This window comes from Pseudomonadota bacterium, from assembly GCA_036339585.1.
Classification (GTDB): Bacteria; Pseudomonadota; Alphaproteobacteria; order UBA8366; family UBA8366; genus UBA8366.
The window spans coordinates 108,400-126,272 of record JAYZAS010000018.1; the positions used below are offsets into that span (position 1 = coordinate 108,400).

The 17,873-nt window shown below is 44.7% G+C and carries 12 protein-coding genes; 5 read left to right on the top strand and 7 right to left on the bottom strand.

Annotated elements, in window-relative coordinates:
- The first annotated feature begins 140 nt into the window (after nucleotides 1-140).
- From asnB to VX941_10980, 3 genes are read left to right on the top strand one after another with little or no spacing between them, the layout of a single operon-like run.
- Nucleotides 141-2,054: an asparagine synthase (glutamine-hydrolyzing) gene (gene asnB / locus VX941_10970; protein MEE2933922.1), complete on the top strand. Its 1,914-nt coding sequence runs from the start codon at nucleotides 141-143 to the stop codon at nucleotides 2,052-2,054.
- An 8-nt stretch (nucleotides 2,055-2,062) separates the two neighbouring features.
- Nucleotides 2,063-3,187, top strand: coding sequence for a glycosyltransferase family 4 protein (locus VX941_10975; GenBank protein MEE2933923.1), 1,125 nt, complete (start codon nucleotides 2,063-2,065; stop codon nucleotides 3,185-3,187).
- Nucleotides 3,188-3,203: 16 nt separating this feature from the next.
- Nucleotides 3,204-4,613, top strand: a complete 1,410-nt coding sequence (locus VX941_10980; GenBank protein ID MEE2933924.1) for an SLC13 family permease — start codon at nucleotides 3,204-3,206, stop codon at nucleotides 4,611-4,613.
- Between the two features lie 79 nt (nucleotides 4,614-4,692).
- Here the strand turns inward: VX941_10980 and VX941_10985 are convergent, their stop codons facing one another.
- From VX941_10985 to VX941_11000, 4 genes are all read right to left on the bottom strand, one after another.
- Nucleotides 4,693-5,388: a TylF/MycF/NovP-related O-methyltransferase gene (locus tag VX941_10985; protein MEE2933925.1), complete on the bottom strand. Its 696-nt coding sequence runs from the start codon at nucleotides 5,386-5,388 to the stop codon at nucleotides 4,693-4,695.
- A gap of 63 nt (nucleotides 5,389-5,451) precedes the next feature.
- Nucleotides 5,452-8,754, bottom strand: a complete 3,303-nt coding sequence (locus tag VX941_10990) for an error-prone DNA polymerase (protein MEE2933926.1) — start codon at nucleotides 8,752-8,754, stop codon at nucleotides 5,452-5,454.
- The gene (locus VX941_10995; protein ID MEE2933927.1) at nucleotides 8,660-10,186 is read right to left on the bottom strand and encodes a DNA polymerase Y family protein; all 1,527 of its coding nucleotides are present in this window, start codon (nucleotides 10,184-10,186) and stop codon (nucleotides 8,660-8,662) included. The genes VX941_10990 and VX941_10995 overlap by 95 nt, the downstream gene beginning before the upstream one ends.
- On the bottom strand, nucleotides 10,071-10,829 hold the full coding sequence (locus VX941_11000; GenBank protein ID MEE2933928.1) for a hypothetical protein: 759 nt from the start codon (nucleotides 10,827-10,829) through the stop codon (nucleotides 10,071-10,073). The genes VX941_10995 and VX941_11000 overlap by 116 nt, the downstream gene beginning before the upstream one ends.
- A 461-nt stretch (nucleotides 10,830-11,290) precedes the next feature.
- Here VX941_11000 and VX941_11005 point away from each other — a divergent pair, with 461 nt between their 5' ends.
- Nucleotides 11,291-11,914, top strand: coding sequence for a hypothetical protein (locus VX941_11005; GenBank protein MEE2933929.1), 624 nt, complete (start codon nucleotides 11,291-11,293; stop codon nucleotides 11,912-11,914).
- Nucleotides 11,915-11,967: 53 nt separating this feature from the next.
- On the opposite strand, the gene VX941_11010 is transcribed toward VX941_11005, so the two are convergent.
- Nucleotides 11,968-12,804, bottom strand: a complete 837-nt coding sequence (locus VX941_11010) for a TauD/TfdA family dioxygenase (GenBank protein ID MEE2933930.1) — start codon at nucleotides 12,802-12,804, stop codon at nucleotides 11,968-11,970.
- A 281-nt stretch (nucleotides 12,805-13,085) separates the two neighbouring features.
- Between VX941_11010 and VX941_11015 the strand changes: the two genes are divergently transcribed.
- Nucleotides 13,086-13,376, top strand: coding sequence for a hypothetical protein (locus VX941_11015; protein MEE2933931.1), 291 nt, complete (start codon nucleotides 13,086-13,088; stop codon nucleotides 13,374-13,376).
- Between the two features lie 79 nt (nucleotides 13,377-13,455).
- Here VX941_11015 and VX941_11020 read toward each other — a convergent pair whose 3' ends face one another.
- Both VX941_11020 and VX941_11025 read right to left on the bottom strand, forming a co-directional pair.
- Nucleotides 13,456-16,626, bottom strand: a complete 3,171-nt coding sequence (locus VX941_11020; GenBank protein MEE2933932.1) for an efflux RND transporter permease subunit — start codon at nucleotides 16,624-16,626, stop codon at nucleotides 13,456-13,458.
- Nucleotides 16,627-16,637: 11 nt separating this feature from the next.
- Nucleotides 16,638-17,771 (bottom strand): efflux RND transporter periplasmic adaptor subunit, encoded by a 1,134-nt coding sequence (locus tag VX941_11025; protein ID MEE2933933.1) that lies wholly within the window; start codon nucleotides 17,769-17,771, stop codon nucleotides 16,638-16,640.
- Nucleotides 17,772-17,873: the final 102 nt, after the last annotated feature.

Below are 17,873 nucleotides of genomic sequence, written 5' to 3' on the forward strand. Positions count from 1 at the left end.
TTAAGAATAAGTAAAATTTTTTCTTCTTTATATTTATTACTTTATATATGTATTTCTTTTTCGGTAAAATAAATGTGTTTATAAACACGCATTGGCAATGGTGTTTTAATCGTCAGCCCAGAACCCACTGAGGGTGAGTTATGTGCGGAATAGTAGGATTACTCGAGGACACCGGCAAAGGTGAAAAACAGACACTAGAGCAACAAGCGTGCCGAATGGCAACCACTTTGCGACATCGTGGCCCTGATAGAGGGGGCGTGTGGGCTGACAGCAAAACTGGCATCAGTCTTGGTTTTCGACGCCTTTCAATCCTAGATCTTAGCGAAGCCGCAGATCAGCCGATGACACTTGGTGATGGAAGATATGTAATCATTTTCAACGGAGAAATTTATAATTTTAAAGATCTTAAACTTAATTTAGAAACCGAGGGGATTTCTTTTCGCAGCCAATCAGACACCGAGGTATTGCTTAGAGCCTGCATGAAATGGGGCATCGAACGCACCGTAAAAAAATGTATTGGTATGTTTGCATTTGCCCTTTGGGATACGGTAGACCGTAAACTTTGGTTAGCGCGAGATCGTCTTGGAATAAAACCGCTTTATTATGGCCACACGGGAAACCGATTTGTTTTCGCTTCGGAGCTAAAACCTTTTTGCGAACTATCAGATTGGAATCGCAAGATCGATAGGGAAGCACTTAATCTCTTTTGTCAATTCAATTATGTACCCGCACCAAAAACGATTTATCAGAACATTTATAAGCTTGAAGCTGGTTGTTTTCTCGAGGTAACAGCGGGTAGCCAGCCACAAATAACCCAATATTGGGACCTTCGTCGATATTATGAAAACAAATCACTTGATATAAGCGAGCGAGATTTAATTTCAGCAGTAGATAACTCATTAAGAGAAGCAGTTGGTCGACGCCTAGTGTCCGATGTTCCCGTAGGAGCACTATTATCTGGCGGGCTGGATTCCACAGCAGTAGTGACAATGATGAGCCAGATACAAGAAAAACGTATCCGCACATTTACAATAGGATTCGAAGACAATGCATATGATGAAGCGGATCATGCAAAAAAAATCGCACAATATCTCGGCACAGATCACACTGAAGTTGTCATGCATCCAAACAAAGCATTAGATCTAATTTCAGATATCCCGAATATTTTTGACGAACCCTTTGGCGACTCATCAGCTCTTCCATCCTACCTTGTTTCTGCACTCGCTCGGCGCGATGTTACTGTTGCGCTGTCTGGTGATGGTGGCGATGAGGTTTTTTTTGGCTATAACCGTTACAGAACAGCACCAAAGTTTTGGCAAAAGACAAGATGGATGCCCTATGCACTGCGTCACTTTATCGGCAAGACCATGCAAATCCCTAATGCACGTTTGTGGGACAAGCTAGTGAAGTTGTTACCAGAAGCGAAACGGCCCAATACATTTGGTGTTAAAGCCCATAAACTGGGCGCAATTTTGCAGCAAGCTGATGAAAGGGGAGTTTACCAAGCCTTGGTGAGTCATTGGCAAGGGTTACAACCAGTGAAGAATGGTTCACTGCCCAATATTGCTGATTGGCACAACACAGACAAGCTAGGTTTTGCTGCAGAGATGGCTCAACAAGATAGTCTTACCTATTTGCCAGATGATATATTAACGAAGATTGACCGAGTTAGCATGGCGGTTAGCCTTGAGGTGAGAGTACCTATGCTGGACCATCATTTAGTCGAACTAATGGCGCGGGTACCAAGTGATTTGAAACTAAAAAAAGGCGTATCAAAATACATTCTCCGGCAGGTGCTAAGACAATATTTACCCAATGAATTAATGGAACGCCCTAAGATGGGGTTTGCGGTCCCGCTTGATCTTTGGCTAAGGGGTCCGCTGCGCGATTGGGCGGAGGACCTCCTAGATGAACGCCGTCTTAAGAACAGTGGTTTATTTGAAGCGAAAGTTATACGATCTGCTTGGCAGCAGCACTTAGATGGTTTTGGAAATTACCAAGAGGCGCTGTGGGGTGTATTAATGGCGCAAGCATGGCTTGATAGGTGGACATAACAGTGACCATGCGTAACAAAAAGGTCCTGCTTGTTGTAAGCGAGGACTGGTATTTTTGTTCACATCGCCTTGACTTGGGCACAAGCCTTGTTGAAGCCGGTGCTGAAGTAGCCGTTGTAACTCAGGTGAGTAAATTCCAGAAAGTCATTCAGCGTGCCGGGATACGGGTGATTCCATTAAATCTTGCGCGTAGTGGGCATAATCCGTTTCGGGATTTCATGACTATTTGTAGATTAATCCTAATATATAGACGTGAAACACCAGACATAATTCATCATGTAGCCCTCAAACCCTCGCTATATGGTGCCATTGCGGCTTGGATCACCCGGATGCCCGCTGTAGTTAATGCATTAGGCGGCATGGGTTTCATTTTCATATCAGAGCGTTTTTTTGCAAGATTAGTGCGCAAAACAACAGGGCGAATGTTTCGTTTTCTCATGAACCGCAAAAACACTCTTACAATTTTGCAAAATCACGATGATATATCGCTTTATAAAAATGAAATTGGTGTTGAGGAGAAAAACCTTACCCTCATAAAAGGATCTGGCGTAGACCTCAAAAAATTCAGTGTAAAACCCGAACCTAACGGCATACCAGTAGCGGTCTGCGTCTCACGGATGCTATGGGATAAAGGCATAGGAGAGTTAGTAGAGGCGGCGCGCATTCTGAGCAAACGGAATATTCCAATCAAAGTTCGATTAGTCGGACCGACCGACGTAAATCCCTCCGCAATACCCCAAAAAGTACTTGATTCTTGGAAAGCCGAGGGGGTGGTCGACATTGCCGGTCCGCAGACGGATATAGCTTCTGAGTATCAAGCAGCTCATATTGGTGTCCTGCCTTCTTATCGTGAGGGTTTGCCAAAATCACTCCTAGAAGCAGCAGCCTGTGGTCGTGCCATCGTCGCAAGCGATGTGCCCGGTTGCAGAGAAGTTTGCCGCCACGAAGTTACGGGACTCCTCTGCCCAGCAAAAAATGTTAAGGCGTTAGCCGATGCATTAACGGAACTTGCAACCAACAAAGTTCTACGTCAAAAATTGGGGCGTCAAGGCCGACTGTTAGCAGAGAGTGAATTCGGGGTTGCCTCCGTAATCACGGACACAATTGGTGTTTATGATCGGCTTTTGCGGTGATGGAAAAGTATCATGATTGCGGAAAGACGTCGGCACCATGAGAGCTTGGCAATTCATAATTTCTAGCATTAGTCTTACAACGTGCATATTCTTGCTGTGTTTACCGACACCGGAGGGCTGGCCGCCGCAAGCGCTGAGTGCACTAGGTCTTGTCTTTCTAGCCGTAGGCCTTTGGTCCACCGAAATCCTCCCACTTCACCTCACAAGTTTTATTATATTTTTTCTTGCACTCATATTTTCGATAGCACCGCCGTCTATAATATTTTCGGGATTTCATTCAGGTGCAGTTTGGTTGGTTTTTGCCGGAATTGTTATTGGCATTGCGGTTGAAAAATCGGGAATAGGAGCGAATATTGCGGAAGGAGCGGTTAAGTGGTTTGGCCACTCATACACTGGACTAGTTCTAGGCATGGGCGTGGCAGGTTTTGGCAGCGCATTTCTAATGCCCTCCGCCATGGGTCGTGTTGTTATATTAGCACCGGTTGTAGCTAAAATAGCAGAACGGCTTGGTTATGAGACGAATAGCCGGGCAAGGTCAGGGCTCATATTGACTTTTTGTTTCTGCACAGTGTTCCCTGCCTTGAGTATACTGCCGGCAACTGTTCCGAATGTAGTGCTTGCAGGTGCCTCAGAAAACATACACGGGATTACGCTTCATTACACGGATTTCATGAACTTACACTTCACGGTAGCGGGATTCGGAAGTTTTATTGTTATTCTCACCCTAACGTTACTTATGTTTCGCAGCAAACAACCAGAACTGGAGAAACCTTTTGTAGCGCAAACGGCCACAAAGATAACGCCTGAAGGAGTTAGGCTTTTGATAATTCTTTTACTCACCTTGAGTTTTTGGCTCACCGACAAAGTCCATGGCATTGCGCCCGGCTGGATAGGCTTAGGCACCTCAATAATCTGTCTAATGCCATTTTTAAAATTGGTCGAAAGCCGCGCACTAGTGCAAGGAGCAAACTATTCTCCATGGTTCTTCGTCGCTGGTATCATTGGTCTTGGGGCTATCGTAGCTCATACCGGCCTTGCCGAGATATTAGCAGCAGCCTTAATTGAAATAGTAGGTTTCGAAGACAAAACTGATTTATTCAAGTTCAGCGCACTGACCATGATTGGCGGCATACTCTCTTTTGCACTCAATCCAGCCGGTGTCCCTGCTGTACTTGCACCAATGGCTGATAGCATTGCCAAAGCAACTGGCTGGCCGTTAGAAACGGTTTTAATGAGTCAAATAAATAGCTTTTTCATAATAATAGTACCATATCAGGCTGCCCCTATCTTCGCCGGGATCATTCTTACAAAAGTACCCATTAGACACTGTGCACAGCTTGGAATTATTTTTTCGATTCTTTACGTATTTTGTATAATGCCTACCAACTATTTCTGGTGGAATCATTTGGGTATGTTTTCGTCGTAACGGACATACAAGTTCTTCAAGTGAATTATTATGTTCTTGATCTTCAAATATTCAAAACATTTCACTTGAAAGCACTTGGCTAGCTTGGCTTCACGAGGTATGCAAGGCCATATTTAGTACTTTGAAGCGGACAATAGAAGTTTGAATCCTCTTCGAACTTTTTAGCCAAAAACTTGTGAACCGCATTTGTGCATCCGGACCAGTCATAATAATCATCTATCAGTATAAGACCACCTGCCACCACTCTATTCCAAAGTATTTCAAAACAAATCATAGTCGATTCGAACCAATCACCATCGAGTCGCAAAACAGAGATACATCCATCCGAAGGGTAATCAGCCAAAGTGTCATTGAACCAACCTTTATGAACAGTGACGTCAACACCTTCGGGTCTAAATTGTTTCAGGTCTTTCAAAAATTTCTCATAACTTGCAGTGTTACCATCAAACCATAACTCGTCGTTCTTTTGCTTCTCTAAAGCGTCTGCTCCATCCATAGCCGTGGCCATCGGCAATCCTTGAAAACTATCGAAAAGATGAAAACCGGTCACACCGTAGCGTTTGAGGCTATGCATCATTGCAAAAGATATACCTCCTCGCCATACTCCACATTCTACATAATCGCCTTCGATTTTTGTTTTCCGCATGTGGCGTTCCGCAATTAACAAATTATCCTCGAAACGTCCATAAGTTCCAATCATCGTGCATGATCGAAGTCGCCGGTAAAGTGCGTAATTTTTTGGCCTATTAAAATATCGGTTAAAAAATGTTGGCATGGTAGGAATGGTCTAATAGAAATTGCGTGATAGGAACAGCACCTTTACCTTATCTTTGTAATATTATTCCCTAGTGGGGAAAGACGAAACAGAGCGTAATGCAAGTATATTACTCGAACCATTTGATTTTGGTATTCCCTTATTAATCTCACACATAGACTTACTCTCAACGCTCTTTTGACATTCACTACCGAGCTCATCCAACACAACTGACAGGTCCTCTATCTCATCAGCAATAAGGTGGGTCACATTACCATCACTTTGAATTTTCCCACTAACCTTCATTAACCGCGCGCTTAAGATTTGGCGGCGAAAGTATTCATATTTTTCAGGCCAAACAATTATGTTTGCAATACCAGTTTCATCCTCTAACGTTAAAAAACAGACTCCCCTAGCGCTAGAGGGCCTTTGACGACAGAGTACTAGTCCGGCGACAGAATGCCGAGCCCCAGATTCTAACGATAATAGTCTTTTAGCACTTACCACTTCGCTCAACTGTGGTTTAAGCAATTCTAACGGATGACATTTTAATGTTAAACGCAGCGTTTCGTAATCCTCGACCACTTCTACACCAAGTGGCATCGCTGGTAACTTTATTGGAGAGCTTTCATTAGTCTCCTCTTCTATCATAGCATTAGAAAATAATGGTGGAGGCTGTTCTCCAAGTCCCGCCACCGACCACATCGCATCACGACGTCCAAGCCCAACCGAATTGAAGACATCGGCCCGCGCTAACCTTCGCAGAGCTGCTAGACTGAGACCAGATCGTAGCCACACCGAAGGTACATCACGATAACCATTGCCGCGCATAGCAATCAACCGTATTGCATCTTCTTCTCGAAAACCTTTGATTTGACGAAACCCAAGTCGAATAGCAATACCAGCATCGCAAGATTCTAATATATTGTCCCAGTCTGAATAATTAATATCCGGCTGCAGTACGTCTATTCCATGCTCCTTAACATCTCTTACAATTTGTGCTGGCTCATAAAACCCCATCGGTTGGCTATTAAGTAGGGCAGTCGCAAAAATGGCTGGGTAATGACACTTCAACCAAGCTGAGACATAGACCAGAAGAGCAAAACTCGCTGCATGACTTTCGGGAAAGCCATAACTCCCAAACCCTTCAATCTGCTGAAAACAACTCTCGGCAAAATCTAAGTCATAGCCATTAGTAAGCATACCAGAGATAAATTTGCTGCGAAAAGCATGGATATTATCCGTGTGGCGGAAAGTCGCCATGGCACGACGTAACGCGTCAGCCTCGTTAGGACTGAAACCGGCACCATTAATAGCAATTTTCATTACCTGCTCCTGAAACAGAGGAACACCAAGCGTCTTTTCCAAGACATCACGGAGCTCTTCGGAAGGGAAACTTACTTCTTCCTCACCATTCCGTCGCCTAAGATAAGGATGGACCATGTCCCCTTGAATTGGTCCTGGTCGCACTATCGCTACTTCAATTACCAAATCGTAAAATGAACGCGGCTTCATTCGTGGTAAAAATGCTATCTGCGCTCGACTTTCGACCTGAAATACACCTATTGAGTCAGCTGCACATAGCATATCGTAGACAGCTGGATCTTCTGTGGGGATAGATGCCAAATCAAAGTCAACCGCATAATAGCTTTTTAATAAATCGAATGCCTTTCTAATACAGGTCAGTATCCCGAGAGATAGTACATCTATTTTTAATATACCAAGAGCATCAAGATCGTCCTTATTCCAGCCGATCACTGTGCGCCCTTCCATAGCTGCATTTTCGAGTGGCACTATTTCAGAAAGTAATCCACGGCTAATCACAAAACCACCAACATGCTGTGACAGGTGACGAGGGAATCCTAGTAATTCTGACGCTAAGCGTAACGTCAAGCGAAGACGCCGATCTTCAGGATTAAGACCAACTTCCTGAAGCCGGTCTAAGTCGATATCACTGCGTAATAAGCTTAAAGACTGCTCTAATAGGGCATCGATAATATCTTGGGATAGCCCTAATGCCTTGCCCACCTCGCGAATCGCGCTACGATTTTTATAAGTTATGACTACGGCTGTCATTGCAGCTCGTTCGCGGCCATACTTTTCATAAATATACTGGATTACCTCTTCTCGTCGCTCATGCTCGAAGTCAACATCAATATCTGGCGGTTCATCACGCTCAGAAGAAACAAATCGCTCAAATAAAATATCGCTTTGCGATGGATCCACTGAGGTTATACCGAGACAAAAACAAACAGCTGAATTGGCGGCGGAACCGCGACCTTGACAGAGAATACCTTTGCTTCGTGCGAAACTAACTAAGTCATAGACAGTAAGAAAGTAAGGTGCATAACCGAGTTCACCAATCAGCGTTAATTCATGAGAAATTTGATTTTTAACTTTTTCTGAAATCCCATCTGGGTAACGCTTTTTAGAACCTATATCTGTCAACTGTTCCAGTTCTACTTGGGGGCTTCTACCACTTGACGTGACCTCACTAGGATATTCATAGGTGAGTTCATCAAGTGAAAAGTGACAGCGTTCGGCGATTTCTACTGTACGCACAAGCGCACCTGGATAATGCGAAAACAGTTGCCCCATCTCTTCTCTAGATTTTATTCGTCGTTCGCCATTGCGCGAAATCCAATAACCAGCTGTATCAACGGTAACATTCTTACGAATGCACGTCAGGATATCTAACAAAGGACGGCGAGACTCTCGATGCATTAGAACATCATTCGTAGCAACCATTGGTACACCCGTACGTGCTGCAACTTTGGACAGCCAATCCAAATGTGCGTCATCGTCACCGCGAAGCGAATGGCTAGCTGCAAGATATACAAATCCGGGAACAGCTGCATTTAATGCGGCTAGCTCTACCTCAAATTCAATATTGCAATCTCGAGGAGGTATGGAGACCAAAACCATACCAGTGGCGTATTTCAATATATCTTCACGGTAAAGTTCACATTCACCCTTCGGTGAGCGACGGCGACCTAACGTAATTAGTTTCGATAATCGTCCGTATGCTGAACGGTTTTCGGGATACGCAAGCATGCTAGCGCCATCCTTAAGGTCTATCCTAGAACCAACCAGCAGAGGAATCCCTACTTTTTTTGCCTCAACATGTGCACGCACTAAGCCCGAGAGGCTATTGCGATCAGCAATTCCGATTGCTCTGTAACCAAACGCGGCAGCCTGTGTTACCAGCTCTTCTGGATGTGAGGCAGCACGCATAAAACTAAAATTAGAAGTCACCTGAATCTCAGCGTAGTCGGGGGCATCTATATACATTTCAGGCAAAAAATCCGTGTAAATACCAACGCAATGAATTACACCGTTTATCTCTTCTACCTTCACAAAATAACCAAAATCGACGCCCTTCCTCATCTTCTACGCGCCAATAATCTCTAAGCCCTTTAGCCCAACCTCTGTCACAATGCCACCATTCTGGGGCTATTCGTTCTGGCCCTTCTGTCGCGCGCACACTGTACTTGTTCTGACGCCAACGAAATACTTTGGGTGGCTGATAATACGCAATACCAGTAATACTCTCTACGGGTTCTGGTTGATCTAAAAGAACAAGAGGTCGGATCTGCGTCTCAGGCCAAGACCCGTGCATTTTGCTTTCTGCAACTGAAACCTGCCTCACGGCATGATCTGGCAAATGACTAGCTCTTGGCACCAATCTCGTCACATGCTCGAAATTGAGCCGGCTGCCTAACCTATCGAGCAAAGGTGCGAGAGGAACTATTTCCTCATCCCTCTCGTCGAACAAGACATTAATCTGAGATTCTGTTAGAGGTTCAACAACCTGTGCAGAAAGGATCATAGTCTCGATTCCAAAGCCAGAGTCTATTTTACTGAGTGGCTCAGCAAAAAGTTTGGCTATACATCTGGCTTCTCTAACCGGCCTTACCGTCCCAACGTGAAGTGTTTTAGTAGCTCCCTCAACTAGGAATAAATCAAGAATTAATTGCCGCACACCCTGGCTAGCAGATTCTAAAGCTGAACAAATATCTTCCAACAACTGAAGTAGGCAGGATTCAATATTATCTTTTCGGCTGACCGGCTCGAGAAAAGAGCATTCGGCACGATATTTAGGTAGTGGGCGAAGAGGTGATATGGGCTCTGGCATTCGTCCAAGTGCTTGATCCAGCCGCTCGCCAATTACCCTGCCAAACCGCTTCGCCAGAGTAGCACGCGGTAGAGCATAAAGATCACCGATACTCCTAATGCCGAGACGAATAAGTTCGACTGATTTCATATTACCAATGCGTAGCGCAATCACGGGTAAAGAGGCCAATGCCGATCGCTGTGCACCAGGAGCAATCAACTTTTCTTCGCCCCCATGGTGGGCTATAGCCCAAGCAGCCCCAGGTGTATCAGCAATACTGAAACGCGAAGTGAAACCAAAATTGGTTAAATGCATGATTAGATCTTTTATCAGAGCCTCCTCGCCGCCTAACAAATGTGCGCAGCCGCTGATATCAAGCCATAAACCGTCACGGCCACAGATCGCGACCCACGGAGTATAACGAGTAGCCCAATTCGCTATTCTTTCGAGCATATTAATATCTGCACGTGGGTCTGCCGGCACTATGTTCAAATTGGACTCTAATGCCCTCGCATCAGCAAGAGACATTCGAGGAGTAACACCACAAGCCAAAGCATCATGACTAGCAGCAGAAACAAAGCAAACACCGTTAATGTACTCCGTGAGAACTATTGGTACTGGCAATGATTTTTTTGTTTTTGAGGCATACTTTGTTTGACGATGCCAACGTTCCACACTTAGCATCGGAAACCAAAGCGAGAGTATTCGTCGCATTGTCCCACTCCACATCCCAAGATCTTTTTTTTGCTACACTCCGACAACGGCAAAGTGATAAACCCCAGTGCGTTTTATTATTCATTGTCCCATTTTTAAGGGTTGGTAGAGAGTTTACTCGCCAGCGCGTTGTCACCGCACTCGGAGCTACAATCTCTTCAGACAATCCATCGTGCAAAATAAGTCCAATCGTACAACCAGCCTCGGCTGCCAGTTGTAACCGTCGACTGGCGGTTAACGAAACCGATTTCGACAAACCACCAACTACTAACCCAATGGATTTTTCCCTGAGCCCCTCCTCCATTGCCCAAAGAATTTCATCTGTTCCTCGGCAACGTGCCATTATAAGGAGTTCCATTTTGACCCCGAATACCAATAATCCAGGGCCGTACAGCATTTTCGAAGAGTCGCCTTCAACACACCAAAGAATGGGCTTATTACTGCGGCAAGCCTGACCGGCTAAAAATGCTGCAAATCCATTGCCGGAGCTGCCAGTTACCTCGTGCACTGCTGATGAAGCGATTCCGCCCTCAGGCAGTGTAGAATCTATTGCTTTCAGCCCTAAAGTTAAAGACTCAGAACGTCGCTTTTTTGGCCGCTCGATCTTATGGATCCGCGCTTTCAGTGCACGCAAATCTTTTTCCCTAAATACTTTTAAGTTCTTTTCCATGGGAGATCAGAATAAGAACAAAACATGAACATTGTCAAGTGCATGCTAAAAATAAGAGGAAAAATATCCGCCTAATATTTGTGAACTCGAAAATGCTAGATACAGGATAACTCTTTCTACCGAGCACCACTCAAATTTAAACTGCGACGTATGCCAAAACTGCACGATGTATAATAATATTCTACGATTATGATTCTAGATTGTGATTACAGCTAAATACGTCGCTTACTTTGTTGCTCTCAATTGACAGAGAGAAACGTCTGCACATTCCGTATAAAGCTTTAATAATTAATCGTTGTAAAATAAACCAACCCTACTGAAAAAATGGCAGTATTATATTCGCAAATCATCGATTACGTTCTTACGTGACTTAGTGACGCAACGTGATGATCATATATCTGATAATTTTTCATAAGAGTCGGTTCATGCCCTTATCCACCAAAGACTACGAGCACCTAAAAGAACTACAATCAGGCCATATAAGCGATGCAATGGAAGGTATGGCTTTGCCACGCACCGTACTTCATGGTTACACATATCTTGGTCCCTCAGGAAAACGGATGGCGGGCACCGCATTCACTGTTCAACAAATACCAAAACATTTTTCTGCAAATCATACCGATGCCTTGGTAACCCACGCACAGGTATCCAGAGAGCTTGCAAGCGAAGGAGAGATTATACTAATTGATGCTGCAGGGCGTACAGATACTGGAACGTGGGGAGAGAACCATTGTAACCGGGCAAAGCCACGCGGCGTTTCTGGTGTGGTAATAAATGGAGCAACCCGGGATGCAGACGAAATCAGATTACTTAATTTTCCAGTCTTCTGTAAGGGATTTTCGCCAATAAAGAGCCAATGGGACCTCGAAACATTATCGCATAATCAACCAATTAATCTTGATGGCGTTCAAATCCGCCCCGGTGATATTGTATTTGGGGACACCACCGGTATTTTAGTGATCCCACCTGAGATGAAAGACCCAATCATTTCTGCTGCATTGAAAATAAGAGACACAGAAGCACAATGGACGAATAGCTCTGAGATTTAGAACTGTTTCTCAAGATCTGAGAGTATCGCAGTAATTTTTTAACACCGCAATTTCTAGGTTGGTCGATCACCTTCAATTGTGACACGGTGCATACGCCGTTTGTAACCTGCATAATCAAATAATGCATTATGAAGAACACAACGATTATCCCAAATTACTAATGTATCTGGTTCCCAAACGACACGGCAGGTGAACGCATCACTGGCCTGATGCTCATAGAGACGTGCCAGCAGTGAGTCGGCGGCTTTTTCTTCCATTCCCTTAATGCTTGTTGTGTGGAGAGAACTCACAAATAGTGATTTGCGGCTCGTCTCAGGATGCGTGCGGATAATTGGATGGTAGTTTTCCAAGCTCATGTTTTTCTTGTTCCCAGCCTGTTTTATTTGACCATATATTTGAGAACGATCCGCCGGCTTTGCGTAGCGCTTATTTGCAGAGTGAACCGCTTGCTGCCCATCCAAAAAACTTCGGGTCTCTCTGTCTAGTGCGTCATACGCCAGATACATATTGGAAAAAATAGTATCACCCCCGACAGGCGGCAGTTCTTTCGCATACAAAACAGAGCCCAGTGATGGAATTTCCAGATATGGAGTATCGGTGTGCCAACCACCACCAAAGTTAACACCATCCTCCGGTCGGGTAATCACTTCGAGAACCTCTGGACAACATTCGAGGCCTTTAAGGAATGGATATGGGACAACCGATCCAAAGTAACGTGCAAATCTAACTTGCTGCTTTGGCGTTAGAGCTTGGTTTCGGAATACTAGCACCGATCGGTCTAAAAAAATTTGATGAATTTCTTGCACGATGTTTGGAACTAATGGTTTGGCAAGATCAATGCCAAAAATTTCAGCCCCAAGCGCCGGCGCAATATCTTTAGAATATATCACATTCAATCTCCCTCTACTGCACGGAATAGCGTACAATATTAAATTGCAGGATGCCATGGACCCACGGGCAACATGGCAAGCACTTGCTAAGCTCGCAGTAACAGGCCACGTCCCAAAATCCCCGCGACAGTTACTTTCTAGATATTGAAACGACATTCTCTAGATCGTTGAATCCTTCTTAAACCCCCGACAATTTCTTTTCAGTCTTGAAAGGGTTGTTTTTATCCCGCTTAATATATAACGTAAGTAATTATATTAGCTTTTTTGGTTTAAGATCTTACATGACTGACATCACAGGATTAAGCGGCAATGATGCGTTGGATGTGGCTCACACTGGCACAAACAAGCGTGAAACAGATGTGCAGCGTAACGCCGCCAATCAACCCAAACGTTCGACCGAAATCCAAAATCAAGAAAACCTTATAACTTCGGGTCAGAGTGAAAGGTTCCAACCGGATGCACGCACAACAAATCAAGTGGAAACAGCGCAAAGTCGTGAGATTGGTAATGATAATAAGAGTCAGACTGAGGCAAGCCGTACACTGGGCAAAATGGTTGACGTGTTCGCTTAACACTCAAATTTTTGGTGTTAGGTCTAATTAATATTTTTAAAAAATATTTTCTTCCAGGAATGTTAGCAGCCTGCAACCGTTAAGAGCTTACCTTATTCTTAGCTCTGTTAACTCGTGAATTTTCAACAGTTTGCATTACTATGCTCAGTAATGGCGGTACAATAGCAAGCGTAAGTATCGCAGAAAAAGATAATCCGCCAACAACCACCGAACCCAATCCACGATAAATTTCGGATCCTGCACCCGGAAATAAAACAAGCGGTAACATGCCAAAAACGCTGGTGAGGGTTGACATAAAAATGGGACGAATTCTATTGCGGGTGGCCTCCATAACCGCCTCTTGGCATTCCATTTTTTCTTCACGGTAATGATGCAAAGCCTGATGAACAATTAAGATTGCATTATTAACAACTATGCCAATGAGAATGACAAACCCTAGAATTGTCAGCATATCTAGCCGCTGCTCGCTATCAAACAGACGTAAGATGGTAAGTCCCAAAACACCTCCGGCAGCAGCAAGCGGAACAGAAAAAACAATAATTAATGGATATACGAAACTTTCGAATAGCACCGCCATTAAAAGGAATACAATGGCTAGAGCTAAAATTAAGTCCCACTTTAATTCGGCGGCAGTGGCATTTAATTCTTTAGCTGTCCCCGTAAGCTGGAAACGGATTCCCGGCGGTAACCCTTCACCTGTGACTTGCGTAAGCACTTTGTCACGTACGATATTTATTGCATCCCCTAGGGCAATATCATTAGCGGGTCGAACCCGCACTGTAATAGCGCGTTGGCGTTCACGATGCCATATAGCGGTAGGACCGGTAGTGACTTGAACCTTTGCTAAAGATGACACCGGTAAAATTTTTCCGGAACTTACAACGACTGGTAGATTTTGTATCGCTTGAGTGGTGCCAACATCGGTTTCGGGGCCCATTAGTATTAAATCAATTATTTTGCCACCAACATTAATCTCAGCGATCCTAACTCCATCATTAAAAGCATCAACAGACAGTGCTAAATCTTTCGTGGATATACCATTGTCAGCAAGGCGAATAGGATCGGGTAATACGCGGATTTCCGGCTCTCCCACCTCAATGCGCGGTCGTGCACGAACTTGCGAGTTCGGCAGATGTTCTTCTATCACTTCTGAAATACGCTGGGCTACCTGTGAGATATCCTCAAGCACAGGACCTTTTATATCAATGTTGATACTGCGGGTACCACCAGCTCTGCGGCCGAAGATTGAAGACTGCCGAAATGTACTTTTCGTCCCAGGCTCGTCTTTCACAGAATCACGGAGTAATGGAACCATTTCTCGCGCACGCTCTGGATCCATACCTCTAGCACCAACAATTGTACGTTGCCGAAATGCCAAAAAGAAAAAATATTTCAATTTCGGAGGGCTCTCAACATCAGCATGAGGCCCAGAAATTGAGGCAAGATTAGGTTTTATTTTTTCTTCCATACGAGTTGCCATCTCAGTGACACTTTTGAGATTGTAACCAGCTGGCGAATAAATATAACCAATTACTAAATTTTGATTTCCCTCGGGTAAATATTCCAAAGACGGTAACAGTATCCAGGCAAAAAAAGCGCAAAAACCAGTCACTCCAGCAACCACGCCGAAAGCGCGGCGGCGGCTTTCAGTTATTTTGTTTGTCAGCTTTAGAACCTCAGCAACAAACCAACGTCCAAAGGCATCGATTAATGGAATTTTATACCTGCTTCCTTTGCTAGTACCATCATGGGCTAGCAAACGGTTGGAGAGTGAAGGTATCAGAGTGATCGAAACTATGAGTGATAATGTCACCGCGACTGAAATTGCAACTGCAATGTCACGAAAAATCTGGCCTGCTGTACGCTCCATTAATAAAAGTGGAATAAACACGGCGACAGTAGTAACAACAGAAACCATAATTGCCCCCCACACCTGTTTCGCCCCAACAAGGGCTGCAACAGAAGCGGGCTCGCCACGCTGACGTAATCTGTAAATATTTTCAAGAACGACTATCGCGGCATCAACCACCATGCCCACCGAAAAAGCAATGCCTGCTAAAGAAACAACATTGATGGAGCGACCAAGTATCGCCATGGCCACAAAGGCGGAAACCACCGAAACCGGTATAGCGATCCCTATAACCAGGGTTGCTCTTCCTGATCGCAAAAAAAGAAATAAAATACCGACAGCAAATATACCCCCGATCCATATATTCTGCACAACAAGATTAATCGCAGAGTCAATGTAAACGGTTTCATCATATAATTGCCGAAAGTTTAATCCTTCCTGCTTGGCCGCATCTTCAGCAATCTCTTTGACAGCTTTCCGGATTCCCTTCATCGTTTCTACAATATTAGAACCAGACTCACGGGTGGCGAACATTGCGATAGCCGGCTCCCCATTGGTACGTATCCGGTGGATGGGGCTAGAGTATCCAAACTTGATATCTGCAATATCAGAGACTAGTACCCTTGCAGTTCGGCCAGTTTGTTTATCACGCGCAGCACGAAGCACAACACTACCTACTTTTTCAGTACTACGAAATTCTCCATCTGTGCGAACCACATAACGCCGTTTTCCCTCCTGCACATCACCAGCTGTAACGGAGATGTTAGCCAGTCGAAGCTTGGTGAGTATTTCAGGCACAGTAAGTCCATATTGCGCCATTTTCTCAGGCTGTATGATTACCCTCATTTCCAGTGTGCCACCACCGCGCACCCCAACAGTCCCAACACCAGGAACGCGTTCGAGACGGTCGCGAATTACATCTTCGGCATAGTCCCCAAAATGGTGTATCGGAGTTGTATTTCCTTCCATACGAGACATGTGAAACCAGGCAATCCTGTCATCATCCTCTCCCGACCGACGCAATTTTGGCTCCTGCGCCTCATTGGGATAGTCACGCACTCTATCGAGACGATTGGACACAAGCAGTAAAGCCTTGTCCATATCAGTTCCAATCTCAAACTCCAACTCAATCCTACCACGGGATGTCTCTGCCCTACTTGTAATACGACTTAATCCCGGTAGACCTGTCAGCGTTTCTTCTTGCTCGTTGATGATCTCACGCTCCACTTCGGCTGGTGCCGCGCCAGGCCATTGTGTCACTATCGTTATAACGGGCTTGGTTATATCTGGTGAAAGCTGTATCGGAATCGAACTCAAAGAAGCAACACCAAAAAGAACAACCATGATTACTGCTGCAATCACAGCCATGGGGCGGCGAATCGCCAATTGGATAATGTCCATCGACTCCCCCGTTATTTTTCTACTATTTTTATTTTCTTGCCAGGCTTGAGCTTCTCATTACCCCTTGTGGCTACAATTTCACCATCCTTAAGCCCGGAGATGATGACAAACCGATCGGCAACCGCTTGGCCCAAGTTTATATTGCGACGCCAAGCTTTCCCATCTTTAATGACATAAACAAAATATGACTGACCGCTAACGATAATAGCGTCCTTGTGAACAGTCGTCATATCCTTTGATTGAGCAATGGGAACGTCGATGGTAACAGACTGATTTGCTGCTAGTGACCCGTTAGTAAATCTATCATTGATATCTGGAACTAACCGAACTGATCGCGTACGGGTTGAGGGATCTTCCTCTGGCACTATCGCTCTGACCACCGCTTCGCTAAATAATCCATTACCGAAGCGAATTGTCACTTTAGTACCTGGAACGATACCTTTAAGCCGGGATTGAGGAACATTCACCTCAACCTCAAGGTCAGCGTCATTTACCAAAGTTACGACTGCGTCGCCAACGCGAACGAAGTTTCCGAGTGAAACATGGCGTTCAGCCACAACACCGTCATAAGGCGCTCGGATATTAGCATAGTTCAAGTCAATTTCGGCCATTCGAAGATTGGCTTTAGCGCTAGAGACTGCGGCTTCTTTTTCCGCTACTTCACTTTCAAACTTCGTATATTCGTTGCGTTTATCAATCAAACGTGCCCTCGAGAAAGCTGCGGACCCCCTTAGTTTTTTGTTACGCCGCAATTCCTCACCTATCAACTTTAACTGTGCGCGGGCAGCTCTAAGTGAGCCATCTGCCTCTTTCAGCCTTGCTTCGTTAATCAATTTGGCTGTATCTAGGCGGCTAACATCAAGTTTAGCAAGCACCTCCTGGGCTTTAACCCGCGTGCCAACATCTACAAGCACTTCTGCAACTGTACCTCTCACCCGAGCGGCGACAGCACCACGCTGAAGAGCAACAAATCTGCCGATAACCGGAGCCGTCTCGGTAACTCTGCTCTTCGCAACCGTTTCAACAAATATTCTCGCACGCGTATCTTTTTTTTCACTCGCTAAAACTGTTTCTCCTGACACAGCATTAAAAATGCCAAAAACCAGGAAGACGATTAAGAGAAATCTTTTATTGAATCGCAACATATTCCGCGCAATCTTCCATCTTCAACCTTAGGACTTTGAGACGTATTATCTAGCAACCATATATTAATTAAGTAATACATTGATATGCTTTTAATTTAGGCC

Coding starts and splice junctions, on each gene's coding strand:
- VX941_11005 (MEE2933929.1), top strand. CDS start 11,291: ATGCCCTTATCCACCAAAGACTACGAGCACCTAAAAGAACTACAATCA.
- VX941_11015 (MEE2933931.1), top strand. CDS start 13,086: ATGACTGACATCACAGGATTAAGCGGCAATGATGCGTTGGATGTGGCT.
- VX941_11020 (MEE2933932.1), bottom strand. CDS start 16,626: ATGGACATTATCCAATTGGCGATTCGCCGCCCCATGGCTGTGATTGCA.
- asnB (MEE2933922.1), top strand. CDS start 141: ATGTGCGGAATAGTAGGATTACTCGAGGACACCGGCAAAGGTGAAAAA.
- VX941_10975 (MEE2933923.1), top strand. CDS start 2,063: ATGCGTAACAAAAAGGTCCTGCTTGTTGTAAGCGAGGACTGGTATTTT.
- VX941_10985 (MEE2933925.1), bottom strand. CDS start 5,388: ATGCCAACATTTTTTAACCGATATTTTAATAGGCCAAAAAATTACGCA.
- VX941_11025 (MEE2933933.1), bottom strand. CDS start 17,771: ATGTTGCGATTCAATAAAAGATTTCTCTTAATCGTCTTCCTGGTTTTT.
- VX941_10990 (MEE2933926.1), bottom strand. CDS start 8,754: ATGAGGAAGGGCGTCGATTTTGGTTATTTTGTGAAGGTAGAAGAGATA.